Origin of the sequence: Serratia sp. SA088 (assembly GCF_049065515.1) — a bacterium.
In the GTDB taxonomy this organism is placed as follows: Bacteria; Pseudomonadota; Gammaproteobacteria; order Enterobacterales; family Enterobacteriaceae; genus Serratia; species Serratia nematodiphila.
Genome location: NZ_JBAKGW010000007.1, coordinates 139,329 through 155,747 on the forward strand (window position 1 = coordinate 139,329; position 16,419 = coordinate 155,747).

General features: G+C 63.0%; 21 protein-coding genes. 11 read left to right on the forward strand and 10 right to left on the reverse strand.

Going from position 1 to position 16,419, the window contains the following annotated elements:
• The first annotated feature begins 50 nt into the window (after window positions 1-50).
• Genes ACOWVD_RS18235 through ACOWVD_RS18250 form a run of 4 tightly spaced genes read left to right on the forward strand, consistent with a single transcriptional unit; the run spans window position 51 to window position 3,703 of the window.
• Window positions 51-1,211, forward strand: a complete 1,161-nt coding sequence (locus tag ACOWVD_RS18235; protein WP_421105718.1) for an ABC transporter permease — start codon at window positions 51-53, stop codon at window positions 1,209-1,211.
• Window positions 1,208-2,143, forward strand: coding sequence for an ABC transporter ATP-binding protein (locus ACOWVD_RS18240; RefSeq protein ID WP_016928556.1), 936 nt, complete (start codon window positions 1,208-1,210; stop codon window positions 2,141-2,143). Before ACOWVD_RS18235 ends, ACOWVD_RS18240 begins: the two co-directional genes overlap by 4 nt.
• A complete protein-coding gene (locus ACOWVD_RS18245) occupies window positions 2,140-2,913 on the forward strand; it encodes an ABC transporter permease (protein ID WP_049239857.1) in 774 nt (257 codons plus the stop codon). Before ACOWVD_RS18240 ends, ACOWVD_RS18245 begins: the two co-directional genes overlap by 4 nt.
• A 28-nt stretch (window positions 2,914-2,941) precedes the next feature.
• Complete coding sequence (locus ACOWVD_RS18250; RefSeq protein ID WP_021503932.1) at window positions 2,942-3,703, forward strand: phosphate/phosphite/phosphonate ABC transporter substrate-binding protein; 762 nt, start codon at window positions 2,942-2,944, stop codon at window positions 3,701-3,703.
• Window positions 3,704-3,709: 6 nt separating this feature from the next.
• Here ACOWVD_RS18250 and ACOWVD_RS18255 read toward each other — a convergent pair whose 3' ends face one another.
• From ACOWVD_RS18255 to ACOWVD_RS18265, 3 genes are all read right to left on the reverse strand, one after another.
• A complete protein-coding gene (locus ACOWVD_RS18255; RefSeq protein ID WP_197763647.1) occupies window positions 3,710-4,429 on the reverse strand; it encodes an SDR family oxidoreductase in 720 nt (239 codons plus the stop codon).
• Window positions 4,430-4,535: 106 nt separating this feature from the next.
• Window positions 4,536-4,913, reverse strand: a complete 378-nt coding sequence (locus tag ACOWVD_RS18260; RefSeq protein ID WP_033638702.1) for a MarR family transcriptional regulator — start codon at window positions 4,911-4,913, stop codon at window positions 4,536-4,538.
• 2 nt (window positions 4,914-4,915) lie between these two features.
• Window positions 4,916-5,281: a DUF6516 family protein gene (locus ACOWVD_RS18265; RefSeq protein WP_004939355.1), complete on the reverse strand. Its 366-nt coding sequence runs from the start codon at window positions 5,279-5,281 to the stop codon at window positions 4,916-4,918.
• Between the two features lie 98 nt (window positions 5,282-5,379).
• Here ACOWVD_RS18265 and ACOWVD_RS18270 point away from each other — a divergent pair, with 98 nt between their 5' ends.
• Window positions 5,380-6,291 (forward strand): LysR family transcriptional regulator, encoded by a 912-nt coding sequence (locus ACOWVD_RS18270; protein ID WP_015377126.1) that lies wholly within the window; start codon window positions 5,380-5,382, stop codon window positions 6,289-6,291.
• Here the strand turns inward: ACOWVD_RS18270 and ACOWVD_RS18275 are convergent.
• From ACOWVD_RS18275 to ACOWVD_RS18290, 4 genes are all read right to left on the reverse strand, one after another.
• Window positions 6,279-6,455 (reverse strand): hypothetical protein, encoded by a 177-nt coding sequence (locus ACOWVD_RS18275; RefSeq protein ID WP_004939348.1) that lies wholly within the window; start codon window positions 6,453-6,455, stop codon window positions 6,279-6,281. The two genes, ACOWVD_RS18270 and ACOWVD_RS18275, sit on opposite strands and share 13 nt — an antisense overlap.
• 103 nt (window positions 6,456-6,558) lie before the next feature.
• Window positions 6,559-7,482: a drug/metabolite exporter YedA gene (gene yedA / locus ACOWVD_RS18280; RefSeq protein ID WP_015377127.1), complete on the reverse strand. Its 924-nt coding sequence runs from the start codon at window positions 7,480-7,482 to the stop codon at window positions 6,559-6,561.
• Between the two features lie 108 nt (window positions 7,483-7,590).
• Entirely contained in the window at window positions 7,591-8,085 is a 495-nt protein-coding gene (locus tag ACOWVD_RS18285) for a DUF2878 domain-containing protein (RefSeq protein ID WP_015377128.1), read from the reverse strand.
• 175 nt (window positions 8,086-8,260) lie between these two features.
• Window positions 8,261-8,914, reverse strand: a complete 654-nt coding sequence (locus ACOWVD_RS18290; protein ID WP_160125247.1) for a helix-turn-helix transcriptional regulator — start codon at window positions 8,912-8,914, stop codon at window positions 8,261-8,263.
• Window positions 8,915-9,017: 103 nt separating this feature from the next.
• Between ACOWVD_RS18290 and ACOWVD_RS18295 the strand changes: the two genes are divergently transcribed.
• The 3 genes from ACOWVD_RS18295 (at window position 9,018) to ACOWVD_RS18305 (ending at window position 11,698) form a co-directional block, all read left to right on the forward strand.
• Entirely contained in the window at window positions 9,018-10,472 is a 1,455-nt protein-coding gene (locus ACOWVD_RS18295) for an MFS transporter (protein WP_421105719.1), read from the forward strand.
• A 135-nt stretch (window positions 10,473-10,607) separates the two neighbouring features.
• Entirely contained in the window at window positions 10,608-11,177 is a 570-nt protein-coding gene (locus tag ACOWVD_RS18300; protein WP_015377131.1) for a helix-turn-helix domain-containing protein, read from the forward strand.
• 2 nt (window positions 11,178-11,179) lie between these two features.
• Window positions 11,180-11,698, forward strand: a complete 519-nt coding sequence (locus ACOWVD_RS18305; protein ID WP_164095300.1) for a GNAT family N-acetyltransferase — start codon at window positions 11,180-11,182, stop codon at window positions 11,696-11,698.
• Window positions 11,699-11,701: 3 nt separating this feature from the next.
• Here ACOWVD_RS18305 and ACOWVD_RS18310 read toward each other — a convergent pair whose 3' ends face one another.
• The 3 genes from ACOWVD_RS18310 to ompC all read right to left on the reverse strand — a co-directional run bounded on the left by ACOWVD_RS18310 (window position 11,702) and on the right by ompC (window position 14,678).
• Window positions 11,702-12,532 carry a 5'-nucleotidase, lipoprotein e(P4) family gene (locus tag ACOWVD_RS18310; protein ID WP_421105720.1) on the reverse strand — a complete coding sequence of 277 codons (831 nt, stop codon included), beginning with the start codon at window positions 12,530-12,532 and terminating at the stop codon, window positions 11,702-11,704.
• Window positions 12,533-12,549: 17 nt separating this feature from the next.
• Complete coding sequence (locus ACOWVD_RS18315; protein WP_021503925.1) at window positions 12,550-13,401, reverse strand: GNAT family N-acetyltransferase; 852 nt, start codon at window positions 13,399-13,401, stop codon at window positions 12,550-12,552.
• 179 nt (window positions 13,402-13,580) lie between these two features.
• The gene (gene ompC / locus ACOWVD_RS18320; protein WP_004939326.1) at window positions 13,581-14,678 is read right to left on the reverse strand and encodes a porin OmpC; all 1,098 of its coding nucleotides are present in this window, start codon (window positions 14,676-14,678) and stop codon (window positions 13,581-13,583) included.
• 241 nt (window positions 14,679-14,919) lie between these two features.
• Here ompC and ACOWVD_RS18325 point away from each other — a divergent pair, with 241 nt between their 5' ends.
• The 3 genes from ACOWVD_RS18325 (at window position 14,920) to ACOWVD_RS18335 (ending at window position 16,415) form a co-directional block, all read left to right on the forward strand.
• Complete coding sequence (locus tag ACOWVD_RS18325) at window positions 14,920-15,576, forward strand: glutathione S-transferase family protein (RefSeq protein WP_015377134.1); 657 nt, start codon at window positions 14,920-14,922, stop codon at window positions 15,574-15,576.
• A 124-nt stretch (window positions 15,577-15,700) separates the two neighbouring features.
• The gene (locus tag ACOWVD_RS18330; RefSeq protein ID WP_118892300.1) at window positions 15,701-16,033 is read left to right on the forward strand and encodes a carboxymuconolactone decarboxylase family protein; all 333 of its coding nucleotides are present in this window, start codon (window positions 15,701-15,703) and stop codon (window positions 16,031-16,033) included.
• Window positions 16,023-16,415: a tautomerase family protein gene (locus tag ACOWVD_RS18335; protein WP_164095303.1), complete on the forward strand. Its 393-nt coding sequence runs from the start codon at window positions 16,023-16,025 to the stop codon at window positions 16,413-16,415. Before ACOWVD_RS18330 ends, ACOWVD_RS18335 begins: the two co-directional genes overlap by 11 nt.
• Window positions 16,416-16,419: the final 4 nt, after the last annotated feature.

A 16,419-nucleotide genomic window follows, 5' to 3' on the forward strand; every position in this document is an offset into this window, starting at 1 on the left:
CCCCTTTGCCGTCGGGAGAGGGGGTAAACCGAGGGAGCCGGAGCGTTTCTTTGACTATCGCCGTAAAACATCGCGTCTTGTTGACGCTGTTCATGCTGTTGCTGCTGGCCGCGTTCGGCCTGCCGTTCCTCAGTTATGCCCCCAATCGCCTGTTGTCGGGCAAAAGCCTCTCCTTGTTCTCCCTGCTGCACGGCCCGGCGCTGTGGCTGCTGTTGCCGCTGGCGGCATTGGCGATCCTCAGCCTGCTGCCGCCGACGCGGGGGCGGGCGCTGCTGGCGGCGCTGGCCGTCTGCGGGGTGCTGACGCTGGCGTTCTGGATCAGCGGGCAGGCCGCCGGGCGTCTGGCGCAGGAGGGATCGCGCCTGGCACGCACCTCCTGGGGCAGCGGCTGCTGGTTGACCATGGCGCTGAGCCTGCTGATCGCCGCCGACGCCATGGCGCGTCTCACCGCGTCGCACCTGCGGCGGATGCTCGGCAACGCGCTGGTGCTGGTGCCGCCGGCGCTGCTGCTGTTCGGCCATCAGCTCGATCAGCTGTCGCTGCTGAAGGAGTACCATAATCGGCAGGAGGTGTTTGACGCCGCGCTGCTGCAGCACCTGACCATTCTGCTGGCGACGATGGCGCCGGCGCTGGCGATCGGTGTGCCGCTCGGGGTGCTGTGCTTTCGTTCCGAGCGCTGGCAGCGGCCGATCTTCTCCGTGTTGAACATTATCCAGACCGTGCCGTCGATCGCGCTGTTCGGCCTGCTGATCGCGCCGCTGGCGGGGTTGGCGGTGGCGGTGCCCTGGCTGGCGGAACACGGCGTCAGCGGTATCGGCATGGCGCCGGCGATCGTGGCGCTGGTGCTGTACGCGCTGTTGCCGCTGGTGCGCAGCGTGGTGGCGGGGCTGCAAAGCGTGCCGGCCGGCGTGATTGAGTCCGCCACCGGCATGGGGTTGACGCGCGGGCAGATCTTCCTGCGCGTGCAGCTGCCGTTGGCGCTGCCGCTGTTCCTGACCGGCGTGCGCATTCTGGCGGTGCAGACCGTCGGCATGGCGGTGGTGGCGGCGCTGATCGGCGCCGGCGGTTTTGGCGCCATCGTATTTCAGGGGCTGCTCAGCAGCGCGCTGGATCTGGTTCTGCTGGGGGTGATCCCGGTGGTCATGATGGCGGTCATCGTCGATTCGCTGTTTAAATTTTGGGTTTCAATCCTGGACGTATCGCGCCGATGATTCACTTTGAGCAAGTCAGCAAAATTTTTCAGGGCAAGCCGGCGGTCGATGATCTCACGCTGCACATCGCCGAGGGCGAATTCACCGTGTTGATCGGCACCTCGGGTTCCGGTAAGTCCACGACGTTAAAAATGATCAATCGCCTGATCGAACACGATCGGGGCAAGATTCTCTTTGCCGGCGAAGAGATCCAGTCGTTCAAACCGCAGGATCTGCGGCGGCGCATGGGCTATGCGATCCAATCGATCGGCCTGTTTCCGCACTGGACGGTGGAGGAGAACATCGCCACCGTGCCGCAGCTGCTGAAATGGCCGCGCGCGCGCATTCGCGATCGGGTGACCGAACTGTTGGAGCTGCTGCATCTGGAGCCGGATCTGTTTCGCCGCCGCTATCCGCACCAGCTGTCCGGCGGGCAGCAGCAGCGGGTGGGGGTGGCGCGCGCACTGGCTGCCGATCCCGAGGTGTTGCTGATGGACGAACCGTTCGGCGCGCTGGATCCGGTCACCCGCGCGGCGCTGCAGGCGGAGATCGCGCGCATCCATCAGCTCTCCGGCCGCACTATCGTGCTGGTGACGCACGACATCGACGAAGCGCTGGGCCTGGCGGATCGTCTGGTGCTGCTCGATCAGGGGCGGGTGGTGCAGCAGGGCACGCCGCTGACGCTGTTGACCGCCCCGGCCAACGACTTCGTGCGTGACTTCTTCGGGCGCAGCGATCGCGGCATCAAGCTGCTGTCGCTGGGGACGGTGGCGGAGCGGGTGCGGCCCGGTGTCGCCGGGGGCGAGCCGATCGCCGCCGCCATGAGCCTGCGCGAGGCGCTGTCGGTGTTCGTGGCGCGCGGCAGCGACTGTCTGCCGGTGGTGGATGAACGGGGCGAAGCGTTGGGGGTGTTGCACTTCAACGATCTGATCGCCGGGCAGGCGCTGTCATGAGCGGGCGCATCGGGCGCCTGCTGCGCGATCCTTTGCCCTGGACGCTGGCGCTGCTGTTGGCGCTGGTGTTCGGCATGGATCATCTGCGCGGCCTGTTCGCCGCCTGGTTCCCCGATCTGGAGCGGCCCATTTATCAGCAGGACAGCTTTATCGCGCTGGTGGGGGCGCACCTGTCGCTGGTGGCGATCTCCAGCCTGATCGCGGTGGCTCTCGGCGTGGCGGCAGGCGTCGCCGTGACCCGACGCGGCGGCCGGGAGTTTCGTTCGCTGGTGGAAACGGTGGTGGCGGTGGGGCAGACCTTCCCACCGGTGGCGGTGCTGGCGGTAGCGGTGCCGGTGATGGGCTTCAGCGAACAGCCGGCGATCATTGCGCTGGTATTGTACGGCCTGCTGCCGATCCTGCAGGGCACGCTGGCGGGCATCGAATCGGTGCCGCCCGCCACGCGCGAGATCGCTCGCGGCGTGGGGATGAGCGCCTGGCAAATTCTGTGGCGGGTTGAACTGCCGCTGGCGGCGCCGGTGATCGTCGCCGGGATCCGCACGTCGGTAATCATCAACATCGGCACGGCGGCCATCGCTTCTACCGTCGGCACCAAGACGCTCGGCTCGCCGATCATTATCGGCCTGACCGGGTTTAACACCGCCTATGTGATCCAGGGCGCGGCGGTTGTGGCGTTGTTGGCTATTATCACCGATATGCTGTTCGAACGTTGGGTGCGTTATCTCACCGCCTGGCGTCAGCAGACGCTGGCGGCCACTCCGGCGGGGTAAGGGGGAAATGATGCAGGTGTCTCTACCGATGTACGGCGTTGGCCGGGAGCAGGCCGAATCCTTCTGGCAGGTGTTGCGCGACAAGCTGCTGCGGCTGGGGCTGCCGGCGGCGCCGGAACGGCTCAGCTGGCCGGACGATTTGGCGCAGCACTGGCGACGCGAGGATCTCTTGCTCAGCCAAACCTGCGGTTATCCGTTGGTCAGCAGCCTGCCGCAGGTGCAGCTGATCGGAACCTATCATTATCGGGTGGAAGGGTGCGACGGGCCGAATTACCGCAGCTGGCTGGTGGTGCGCGCGGACGACCCCGGCGAGCGGCTGGCGGATTTTCGCGGCCGAACGGCGGCGTATAACAGCACCGATTCCCAGTCCGGCTACAACGGCCTGCGCGCGCTGATCGCGCCGCTGGCGCAGGACGGGAAATTCTTCGGTGCGGCTATCGCCTCCGGCGCGCATTATCAGTCGCTGCAGCTGATCCGCAGCGGGCAGGCGGATATCGCCGCCATCGATTCGATCAGCATGGAACTGCTGCGCCGCGCGCAACCGCAGGCGCTGGAGGGGCTAAAAATCATCGGCCGCACGGCGGCGGTGCCGGGCCTGCCGTTGATCACCGCAGCCGGCACGCCGCCGGAACAGGTGGAAATCCTGCGCGCCGGCGCCCGAGCGATGCTGGATGAGGCGGTCAGCGACCGCCTGCTGATCGGCGATTTCAGCCTGGTGCCGCGTTCGGCCTACCAGATTATCACCGTGCTGGAACAGCAGGCCGCCGCGCAGGGCGTGACGGCGCTCTAGCCGCCGTTACAGCAGGCCTCCGCCGTCGATGTCGATCACGCTGCCGGTGACGAAGCCATTCTTCATCGCCAGCAGATACCCCGCCGCGACGTCGGCCGCCTGCCCGACCCTGCCGACCGGCAGGCTGACGCCAACCCGTTCGAACAGCGCCTGACGCTGTGCGGCGCTCATGCCGTCGTAGGCTTCGGTGGCGGTGATGCCGGGGCTGACCACGTTCACCCGCCGCGGCGCCAGTTCCTTCGCCAGCTGTTTGCCGACCGATTCCAGCGCGGCGTTGATGGCGGTTTTGATCAACTGACCGCCGAGGTATTTGCGCGACAGCTGGCCGGAGGTCAGGGTGATCGAGCCCTGCGGCGCCAGCGTCGGCAGCGCCGCCTGCACCGCGCGCAAACTTCCCCAGAATTTGACGTTGAAGTCGGCCTGCGCCTGTTCAAGGGCGGTCTCCGCCAGCGGCTTCGCGTCCACCAATGGCCCGGCGGTGATCACCAAATGGTCGAAAGCGCCGACGGCGGCGAACAGCGCGCGCAGCGACGCCTCATCGGTCAGATCGGCCTGCATCAGGCGCAGCGCGTCGTTCTTCTCCCCGGCGTGAGGGAGACGACGCGAAGCCAGCACCACTTCAGCGCCGCGCGCCGCCGCCGCGTAGGCCACCGCGGCGCCAATGCCGCTGGTGCCGCCCAGGATCACCAGCTTTTGTCGTTTCAGGGGGGAGTCGGGAATCGTCATGTTAAGGCCTCTTTTTAGGTAAGTTTCAACGGGATCTATCTTTCCTGATTGAAAATGACCTAACAATCGGCCTTATTGATAAACACTTATTAATAAATATTAAAGATCATGCCGCGCTAAAGCGGGCGTTTAGCTTCTGGTCCACGATGATTTCGAAATCGGTAAACAGCGCCCGGGGTTTCACTGAACGCCCCTGTTTTTCCAGTGCCACCAGGCCGTGCCCGCTCAGCGTTTTCAGCGTGGTGGACAGATTGCTGACCTGGCGCCCCGACAGTTCGGCCAACTGGCTGATGGTCTCGGGGCGGGCAGTGTCGATCAGACGCAGCAGGGCAATATTCTCGTTGCTGAGCACCTGGGCCAGCGCAATCATCGACGTAAACCACACTTTGGGCTCACGTTCCTGTGGCTGGTATTCCCCTTTTGCGATCGCCAGTGTGCGCTTGCGAATCAGTTCTTCAGGCATCACGCCAATCAGTGCTTTCATCATCAACCTCGGTTTTCTCTCTTGCGTATGACTTCGTCTATCCGGGTAAAAAAATCTTCCACCAACTGATAGGCGGAATGAAACTCGTAGGGTGAGCCTTTGTCCGTCGGGGAGTCATGTTGGTGATCATAAACGACGCGGCCTGAAAATTTACCTTTGCGGGGTGTTTTAATGGCATGCGCGTTATCTATGCCAAAAACCCGGGTATTGTGGTTATCATGCAAGGTCAAATTGTAACGGATGCCGTGAGGGATAAAGGCCGTTTGGGTCACCGTCCAGGCCTCGATTTTCCACCAATAGCCATCCTCACGATTGACCCGCGTGCCATGCAGGCTAAGGATGTAGTCCAGTCCGTTGTGTTCATCCATTGATCAAAGCTTCATTTATTATGATCTAATCATAACTATTGGGCGTTTTATCGTCAATCCGATACGCCATGAATCCGGCTCTCTAAGAAGGGAAATACATGACCTCATTTGTCGATCTCGAGGTGTTTGTCCGCACGGTGGACGGCGGCAGTTTTTCCGCCGCGGCGCGCGCGCTGGATATCACTCCGGCGGCGGCCAGCATTGCGGTGAAAAGGCTGGAGCAGCAGTTGGGCGCGCGGCTGCTGGTGCGCTCCACCCGCAGCCTGAGGTTAACGGAGGAGGGGGCGCGCTATCTCGACAGCGCGCGCCTGGCGCTGGGGGCGTTGGCCGAAGGAGAGCAGGCGATCCGCGAGAAGCATCAGGGGCTGTCCGGAGTGCTGCAGATTTCCGCGCCGTCGGATTTTGGCCGCAATCTGCTGCTCGGCTGGCTGGACGAGTTTCGGCAACAGCATCCCCACATTCAGCTGCAGCTTCTGATCAACGATCGGCAGGCGGATCTGTTCCGCGAACCGGTGGATGTGGCGTTGCGCTTCGGGCCGCTGGCCGACTCTTCGCTGGTGGCGCTGCCGATCCTGCCGCAGCATCGGCGGCTGATCTGCGCCAGCCCGGATTATCTGCGGCGGCATGGCGCGCCACAAACGCCGGCCGATCTGGTTCGGCACAGCATTCTGGTGTATCAGCCCAGCGGCAAACGGCAGGTGGAATGGCGGCTGTGGCGCGGTGAGGAGCTGGTCGAGCTGCCGCTGAACGGCAGCTATTTTACCGATGACGGTGAGGTGGCGCGGCGCTGGGCGCTGGCCGGGCACGGCGTGGTGCGCAAGTCGGCGATCGACGTGGCGGCGGATATTCGCGCCGGGCGGTTGGTGCAGCTGTTGCCGGAATGGCGCAGCGACGCGGTGCCGATCAATCTGGTCTGCCCGCATCGTTCGCAGGTGTCGGAGCGCGTCAGGCAACTGCAGCGCTTTTTACAGCAGCGCTGCCAGCGCTGGATGGACGATCACTTGGCCTGAAGAGTTTCGGTTTGCGCCGGCGTAGCGGCGGTATCCCCGGCAGGCGCGCTTTCTTCGTGCGGGGTGGTGGAACGGGTGTAGATGTTCAGCCCGGCGAGGAATACGCCGCCCAGAGAACCGAAGGCGCACAGGGCGATGACGATGACGAACGCTTTTTTCAGCATAGGAATAATTTCGCAGGTTGCTTGGAACAGCGGGAATTATAGCCCCTTCGCCGGGTGAAACAAGAATCGTTTTTAACGGCGGCCCGCAGACCGCCCTTTGTGATCATCGCCGTTCGCAGTCGATGGCCTGCACGTTGGCCGGGCGGGCGAACAGGTATTTTCCCAGCGTCACCAGCACCACCGCCGCCACGATGATCACCAGCGCCAGCCACTCGCGCGGCGCCAGCGATTCGCCGGCAAAACCGATGCCGAGCAGCACCGCCACCACCGGATTGACGTAGGCGTAACTGGTGGCGACCGCCGGGCGCACGTTCTTCAACAAGAACATATAGGCGCTGATCGCCAGCATCGAACCGAAGACGATCAGATAGCCCAGCGCCAGAAAGCCGCCGGTGCTCGGCATCTGAGTGAGGCGCTCGCCGCTCAGCTGGCTGGCTGCCAATAACACCACGCCGGCGACCAGCATCTCCGCCGCGCCGGCCATCGGCCCGGCCGGCAGCGAGATGCGCGATCCCAACACCGACCCAAAGGCCCAGCTGGCCGAAGCCAGCAAAATCAGCAGCGCGCCGGTCGGGTTGCCCACCAGGTTGTTGCCGGTGTTGAGCAGCACGATGCCCACCAACCCGAGCGCGATGCCGGCCCATTCCAGTTTGGTGTTGCGCATGCCCCACAGCAGGCTGAAGCAGAGGGTGAACAGCGGCACCGTCGCCACCATCACCGCGGCGATGCCGGAGGGCACATGTTGGTGTTCCGCCACCGTCACCAGGCCGTTGCCCACCGCCAGCAGCAGAATGCCGATGGCGCCGGCGGCCAGCCACTGCTTCAGCGTCGGCAGGGCGTGGCCGCGCCAGGCCAGGAAACTGAACAGCACGATGCCGGCTGTCAGAAAGCGAATGCCGGCCATCATCAGCGGCGGCCACTGCGCGACGCCGAGGCGAATGACGAAATAGGTGGAACCCCAAACGATATATAACGTGAACAACGCCCCGATCAACGGCAGGACGCTACGGCTTTGTTGGCTAAGCATAGGATTGTATTTTGCGGGAATGATTATTATTAGAACGCTCAGTAAACCCGATCGGGCAACCGATAAGCAATGGCCTTCGGCATTATTTTTCCGGCTGCTGAAAGCCGTTCAATGGCCTTGCTGTTTCCACTGCAGCCAGCTGACGGCCGGCAGGTAAATCGACCAGCCGACGGCCAGCAGCAGCAGCATGAACTCGGGCGGCACGCCGGGCAACAAGGCGTCCAGCTTCCAGGACACGGCGTAGGCGAAGGGGCCGACGGCGGCGCCCAACACCGCCAGCGGCCAGGGGGCCGCTCTGACCACGTCCAGCAACCAATACCACCAGCAGCCGAAGCCGATCCACAGCGCGATGGTCCAGAGCGGCAGGCCGTGTTGCCCGCTGTAGTGCAGCACGCCGCTGTAGCTCCACAGCCCATCCATGCCGATACCGCCCAGGGCGGCCAGGGCCGCGCCTTTGCGGCGGGCTGCAGGGGTAAAGATCAGCGCCAGCGCCGCGCCGGCCAGCAGTATGCCGTTGAGCCGATCGCGAGTCAGCAGCGCCAGCAGCCAGCAAACGCCCAGTCCCAGCGTCGCCAGCCAGAATCCGGCATGCGGCTTCTTCATCGTTCAACTCCCGTGGGGTTACTCTGCCGCTGCGCCAAGCGCCGACGGATTTGCCAGAGCGGGCGCGAGGCCCGCTGTTTGCCTGAATGTTCGTTAGTTCAACCTTAGAAGGGAAGGTGCGGGGTGCACAAGCAGAATAATCTGTACCGGTTGAAAACGTGGGCAAAAACCGGTGTTACAGGCGGGAAATCCGGTAGGCGCAGCGGCGCGAGCCGGCCAGAATGTGTTCGGCGCGCTCCACCTGCGCCTGCAGCACTTCGGTGAAGATGCTTAATTCCGCCCGGCAGAAGCCCTGGCAGACGGTGGCGGCGGCGCAGATCGGGCAGTGGTTTTCCACCAGCAGATAGGAACCGTCCTCCTCTTGGCGCCATTCGGCCATATACCCTTCGCGGCAGCGGATCTCGGTCAGGCGCGCCACGCGTTCGCGCAGCTCGGTGGCGCCGATCATCGCCTGCTTGTAGTTGATGCGGTTTTCCTGCTCGCGGGTCTCGATCAGCACGTCGATCGCTTGTTCGCCCAACTTGTCGCGCACGGTGCGCAGCAGCTGCACCGTCAGATCCGCATGGGTATCGGGAAAGCGCGCGTTCCCGGCAGAGGTCAAATGCCACAGCTGCACCGGGCGGCCCACGCCGCGCGTTTCCGCCACCGCTTCGACCAACCCCTCTTTCGCCAGCTTGACGAACTGCTGGCGGGCCGCCTCACCGGTGGTGCCGAGCACTTTTCCTGCGTCAGAAGCTAGCTGCGGGCCGCGGGTTTTCAATAACGTCAGCAAGCGGTCACTGACCGATTGTGCGGTGCCGCCGCTATTTTCCAAGTTTATTCTTGACATATTTCTCCGCCTCGCCCTAACTTATTCCAAGATAACTCTTGTTAAATTTAACGCAATCTTATGACCAACTCAATGCCATTCCTCTGAAAACAGGACGACAACCGTGATAACCCATGACGACAGCCGCTGGAGCGACCTTTTCTCCGGCAAAAATGCGGCCAGTGCGATCGCGCTTTCGCTCGGCGTGGCGCTGCATGCCATCAATATTCTGGTCGCCACCACCATTCTGCCCTCGGTGGTGCAGGATATCGGCGGGCTGGATCTCTATGCCTGGAACACTACGCTGTTCGTGGTGGCGTCGATCCTCGGCTCCGCGCTGTCTGCTCGCTTGCTCAGCGGTTACGGCGCGCGTAGCGCCTATCTGGTGGCTTCGCTGTTCTTTATCGTCGGGGCGGCGCTGTGCGCGCTGGCGCCGAGCATGCCGGTGATGCTGATCGGCCGCACGGTGCAGGGCTTCGGCGGCGGGCTGATCTTTGCGCTCTCCTACGCGATGATCAACCTGGTGTTCGAGCAGCGATTGTGGCCGCGCGCCATGGCGCTTATCTCGGCGATGTGGGGCATCGCCACCCTGGTGGGGCCGGCAGTGGGCGGCATTTTTGCCGAGCTGCACGCCTGGCGTTGGGCCTTCGGCATTCTGCTGCCGATCATGGCGCTGTACGCTGCGTTTACCTTCCTGATCCTGCCCAAGGGCAAGGCGCAGCAGGCGGCCGCGCCGTTGCCGACTGCGCAACTGCTGTTGCTGACCGTGGCGGTGCTGGTGGTGTCCGCCGGCAGCCTGGCGCACAGCGTCTGGATCAATCTGGCGGGCATCGCGCTTTCGCTGGTGCTGATGGCCTGGCTGATGAAGCGCGAGGCGCACGCACGCGCGCGCCTGTTGCCGCATGGCTCGCTGCGGCGCGGCTCATCGCTGGCGGCGCTCTATATTACGGTCTCGTTGCTGGTGATCGGCATGACCAGCGAAATCTTCGTGCCCTATTTCCTGCAGCTGTTGCACGGCCAGTCGCCACTGATCTCCGGCTATATCGCCGCCACCATGGCCGCCGGTTGGACGTTGTCCGAAATCCTCAGCTCCGGCTGGCGCGGGGCGGGCATTCGCCGGGCGATCGTCAGCGGGCCGCTGTTCGTGCTGGTGGGCCTGCTGGCGCTGGCGATCCTGATGACGACGCCCTCCGGCGGTGACTGGCAGGCGCTGACGCCGATCGTTATCGCATTGTCGCTGGTAGGGTTCGGCATCGGCTTCGGTTGGCCGCATCTGCTGACGCGCATTTTGCAGGTGGCGCCTGAAGCGGACAAAGATATCGCCGGCGCTTCAATTACCACGGTGCAGCTGTTCGCCACCGCATTCGGTGCGGCGCTGGCCGGGATGATCGCCAATCTGGCGGGGCTGAACGATCCGGGCGGCGCGGCGGGCGCGGCATCGGCGGCGCGTTGGCTGTTCCTGGCGTTCGCGCTGGCGCCGCTGTTGGCGGTATTCAGCGCCTGGCGCTGCGCCGCGATCGCGCCGCCGGGCGCAGAGACGGGCAATTTTGTACAAACTCCGCCCTCGCGCGAGTGCTAGAACGCTTCTCCTCATTCGGCGATGTTTGCGGTGATCCTGGCGTTCTTCCTGCGCGATATTTTTTAAAATCCGCTTGCTATATCTCTAATTTGAGATTATTTCTCTTATATGGGATTTTCAAGCGGAGTGTGAGCGGTGGATAACGGTTTGGAGACTGCCGACCTGAGGTTGGCGCAGCGGCTGGCGGATTTGCGCCAGCAGCGGGCGTGGTCGCTGGAGGAATTGGCGCAGCGCACCGGTCTTAGCCGGGCGACGCTCTCGCGGGTGGAGCGCGCCGAGACCAGCCCGACGGCGTCGTTGCTGAACCGGCTGTGCGCCGCTTACGGGTTGACCATGTCGCGCCTGTTGAGCGAAATCGAAGACGAGCCGCCGGAGCTGCTGCGGCCGCAGCAGCAACCGGTGTGGGTCGATCGCGCCAGCGGTTTTCACCGTCGCTCCGTTTCCCCGCCCGCCGCGCTGTATAAGGCCGAGTTTATCGAAGCCCGGCTTGATGCCGGCGCGCAGATCGATTACGACCTGCCGTCGATTCCGGCGCTGGAACATCACCTCTGGTTGCTGTCCGGGCAGTTGGAATTGACCCTGGAAGGGCGCGTTTTCCGGCTGTCGGCCGGCGACTGCCTGCGCTACCGCCTGTTCGGCGCCTCCCGTTTCCATGTCCCCGGCGATGAGCCGGCTCATTACACGCTCGTTATTTGCAGGCCATAGCCATGATTGAATTGCAACAGTGGGATGCCGCTGCGGCGCAAAGCGCCATTGCCGACTTGGCCGAGATGCTGCACGCCAGCGTGGCGCACGGCGCCAGCATCGGTTTTGTCATGCCCTTTACGCAGGAACAGGCGCAGGCATTTTGGCAGGGGGTGCTGCCGGCTCTGGCGCGGGGAGAGCGTGCGATGCTGGTGGCGCTCGCGAACGGCCGACCGGTCGGCACCGTGCAACTGCTGCTGGCGATGCCGGACAACGGCCGCCACCGCGCGGAAGTGGTCAAGCTGATGGTGCACCCGCAGGCGCGGCGGCAGGGCGTCGCCCGGCTGTTGATGCAGGAAGTGCAGGCGCTGGCGGCGCGTCATCGCCGCAGCCTGTTGGTGCTGGACACCCTGAGCGGCAGTGCGGCGCAGGGGCTGTACCGCCAATTGGGGTTCGAGGCGGCGGGCGACATCCCGCAATACGCCCGCGCCAGCGACGGCGGGGCGTTGGAATCCACCTGCTATATGTACAAACTGCTGTGAGGGTTAGCGCCCGCGCCAGGCTTTGATCGCCTGCTGGCGCACCTGCAGCTTCTGTTGCGGCGTCAGCTTGTTGTAGTCGCGAGCCAGGCCGCTCTCCCAATCGCCGTACAGCGGGTTGGGCAGCACGATGAATTCGGTGCCGAATTTGTTCTGGTTCTCGCTGACAAACGCCCGGCGCTGCGCATTATCCTGGTGGTAGGTCGCGGCGCCGAAGTCGTTCAGGTTGTCGCCCGCGTACACCACGATGTCATAGCCGGCTTGTTTGATGGCGTCGAAGCGCGCCTGCTTATTGGACGTGTCGGTACTGAGCAAGACGGTTTTTTCCGACATGCCGGTGAAACCGAGCTTCTGCATGTTGGCCACCGTGGCGGCATATTCGCTCTGTTTGCGGTTCGAGACGTAGAACATCGTCCCCTGGTGGGCGTTAACGTAACGGGCGAACGACACTGCCCCCGGCACCGCGCCGGCCTGTTCGGCCTGCGTCCATTGGGCCCAGGTGGCGCCGTCATACGGCTGGCCCTGCTGCGCCTGCCAGGCGGAGTAGGCGCTGTTGTCCAGCATGGTTTCATCCAGATCGACCACCACCGCCTTTTTGCGGCCCGGCGCGGCCTTGGCCCGATCGAAGGCGCGTTGCGCGCTGTTGAACGCTTGGTGGGCCAGCGCCTGGTATTCGCCGGACTGTTGGAACCAGTTCACCGCCAGCACCGACTGATCCGCCAGCCGCTGCTGGGCCTGGGCGTCGGTGTGCGGCGGCTGCGCGCAACTGGCCAACGTCAGCAGCGCGACGCCAACCGCCGCGCCGAGGGTGAGTTTCCTTGCCTGTTTTCCTGCCATCGTTATCTCTCTCGGTTTTATTTTTGTGGGCTGTCCAGCAGCATATCCATCTCGAACTGGCGCAGGGGATCCTGCCGCCAGCCAAGATGCGTAAAGAAGGGGGCGGCCACCTCGGGCACAAAAACGTTGGCGGTCAGCGGCAAAGGGGCGAACTGCGCTTGCAGGGCGGCCAGCAAGGCGCGGGCATGCCCCTGGCCGCGGTGCTGCGGCGGCACGTAGATCAGGCGCAGCCAGCAGTGCTCGGCGCCGGGCATCACCACGGCGTAGGCCTGACGATTGAGCGTATAGGCTTGCGGTGTGCCTGGCAGCTTGAACAGCGATTCGGGAGCGATCAACCAGGGCAGATCGGTGGCGCCTTCCGCCGTCAGGCGATGGCTGACGGTCAGCGGATCGACCGCCTGCAGCGCTGCCGTGCCTGGCGGCACTTCCGCCGGCGCCTGATGGCCGGTCAGGGTGCGCACGATGCGCAGCCCGGCGCGGTGGTACAGCGCCAACGCGGCGTCGTTGCCTTCGATCACCTCCAACGACAGCCGCCGATCGCCGCGCTGGCGAGCATCCGCCACCAGCCGCTGCATCAGCGCCTTGCCCAGCCCCTGGCCGCGCATCTCCGGGCGCACGGAAAAGGCCGCCACCCGGCTGTGCCGGCCGCGGCGGGCGATCAGCGCCACCGCCACCGGTTCATGGCGGTGGGTGACGATCAGGCTGTCGTTCAGGCTGAGGTCTTCGGCGCTGAAGCGGGCGGCGAAGGTCGGCCCGTCGAGCACGAAACGCACGATGTAGTTTTCAAAACAGTGGTTGAGGATGTTGGCCAGTTCGTCGCTGCTGTAGCGCAAGGCGTTGTGGTAGTCGAAGCGTCCGTCGTTATGCATGGCTGATTCCGCTCGGGGGAAAGCTATACATGTAGACCCGTTTGTTTTGCAAGGCAAGCGGAGGGATTCGCCGGCGGGGAAAATAAAAACAAAAAAGCCGGACGCAGCCGCCCGGCGAAATAAAACTCTGGGTATCAAGTGACGCTAAAGTTTGCAGTGGTGGTTATTCATTCATCACATCAGAACTGGTAGGTCAGGGCGACAACAACGACGTCGTCGTTTTTCAGACCCAGCTTGTTGTCGTCATCAAGTTGGTTGATTTTATATTCGACATAAGTGGACATGTTTTTGTTGAAATAATAGGTCGCCGCCACGTCGAAATATTTCACCAGATCGACATCGCCGATGCCTTCAATATCTTTGCCTTTCTGCTGAACGTAACCCAGCGATGGGCGCAGGCCGAAGTCGAATTGATATTGCGCGACCAATTCAATCCCTTCCGCTTTATTGGCGAAGCCGCTAACGGAGGTCGAGTTATTATTGATGGTAGCGGTGCCGGAAATAGGCGCGATATTGCGGCTCTGCGAATAAGTCGCGGCCAGGTAGACATTGTTGTTGTCGTATTTCAGACCGCCAGCCCAGATATCGGCCTTGTCGCCTTTACCGAAGGTGCCCGCCTTTTGCGTGGCGGTGCGGTTGGAAGAAGCATAGGCGGCGCCCACGCTCAGGCCGTCGATGATTTCATAGCTGGAGGAGAGACCCCAGCCGTCGCCGTTTGCCTTGCTGGCGGAGCGGCCGTCGTTTTCGTTCTTGCCCTGGTACTGCACGGCAAATTTCAGGCCGTCAACCAGACCGAAGAAGTTGTTATTACGGTAGGTGGCGACGCCATTGGTACGGCCGTTCATAAAGTTGTCGGTCTTGATATAAGCATCGTCGCCGAATTCAGGGATCATATCCGTCCAGGCGCCTACGTCGTAAATGATACCGTAGTTGCGACCGTAGTCGAAGGAGCCGAGGTCCTTATATTTCAGACCGGCGAAGCCCAGACGCGTTTTGGTGTCTTTGGTGCCGTCGGATTCAGAATGGTTGGCGGCGATCTGATATTCCCACTGGCCATAGCCGGTCAGCATATCGTTAATCTGAGTCGCGCCTTTAAAGCCGATACGGACGTAAGTTTTATCACCATCATTGCCGGCATCATCAGAGAAATAATGCAGGGCTTTCACACGGCCGTAAAAATCGAGTTTGTTGCCGTCTTTATTGTAGATTTCTGCTGCCTGTGCCGCTTGCGCAAGTAAAAGTGCCGGAATAATTACGGCCAGAAGATTACGTTTCATGGGTTACCCTGCTTTATTCGATTGAAAGACGCTTATCATCAGTTGCATTGCTGTTTTACTGTGCCGCCTGATTGTTGGCGGCGGAGAATTTTTACCGTAGTAATGTGATCTATTTATGACAAAAAATTCATTTTCATGTCGAACGATTAAAAAAGTCGCGCAAAGGGTGAATTTTTTCTTCAGCCGATGGTCTGCGGCTGGTCTACAGTTACCGATACCTTGTTCCGCTGCGGGAGGAATCATGCACGATACTTATACTTTGTTCGGTACGCAGGGCTGCGGTTCGACCATCGTGGCCGCCGCGTTGGCGTTGACCGCTTTCCCCTGGGGCTATGAGGAGGTGGATTACACGCAGGACGGCCCGGAACGCGATCGCCTGTTGGCGCTGAACCCGCTGGGTCAGGTGCCCACCTTAGTGCTGCCCAATGACGAAGTGATGACGGAGAGTGCGGCGATTATCCTGCTGCTGCACGATCGCGCGCCGCATGCCGAGCTGGCGCCGCCCGGCGGTTCGCCGCTGTTGCCGCGTTTTCTGCGCTGGCTGCTGTTCATCAACGCGGAGATTTACCCCACCTTCACCTATGCCGACCATCCGCAGCGCTGGCAGCCGCAGGCGGCAGGGGCGGAACAGCTGAAAAACGCGGTAATGGATTATCGTGAGCGTTTATTGCGGCAGTTGAACGCCGCCGCAGGGGCGTCTGGCCCGTGGTTTCTCGGCAAGAGCTTCAGCGCGTTGGATCTGTACGTGGCGGTAATGTGCAACTGGCGGCCGGGCCGCGCGTGGTTCCGGCAACACTGCCCGCGGCTTTACGCCATTGCCGAACGGGTGGAGCGGCGGCCGGAGCTGAATGCGCTGCTGAGCGCCCATTTCGACGGCGTTGCCTCGCTGGAACCGTGAAATCGCCCCGCCGCCCGGCGGGGAACCATCCCGTTTTTCTGAACTGAGAGTGCCGAAAATCCCGATTTTCACTCGTCTCGGCGGCGGGTAGCGTAAGGCTATCCGCAACTGACAGGAGAGTGTGATGCCATCAAAATCCCAGGCCGGGCAACAGGCGTTCGGCGATATCGCCCCCAAGCTGGCGCAGCTCAGCGACAGCGTCTTGTTTGACGATGTCTGGCAGCGGCCAGAGCTGAGCCCGCGCGAGCGCAGCCTGATCACCGTCGCCGCGCTGGTGGCGCTCAACCGCGTGGAACAGCTGCCGTTTCACCTGCAGCTGGCGCAGCGCAACGGCGTCGATCGCCCGCAATTGGCGGAGCTCATCACCCACCTGGCGTTTTACGCCGGCTGGCCCGCGGCGGCGTCGGCCGTGGCGCGCCTGCGCGAGCTGGAACCGGAGGCGCCCCATGCCGTTTAGCCGCATCGCCCTGCATCAGGGCAAGTCCGCCGACTATCTGCAAACCTTGTCCGACAGCCTGCATCAGGCGCTGGTGGAGGCCTTCGAGGTGCCGCCGGCGGACAGGTTTCAGGCGATCGATCAATACCGCCCCGGTGAGCTTATCTACGATCGCGACTATCTCGGCGGGCCGCGCAGCGCGGATTTCGTGCTGTTTTACATCACCGCCGGGCGGCCGCGCGACAGCGACACCAAGCGGCGCTTCTACGGGCGGCTGGCGGCGCTGCTGGCGGAAAACCTGCGGCTGAACCCCGAGGATGTGATGGTGGTGATCGCCACCACCCAGTTGAACGAGTGGTCATTCGGCGGCGGGCGCGCCTCAATGATCGATCCGCAGACGTAACTCG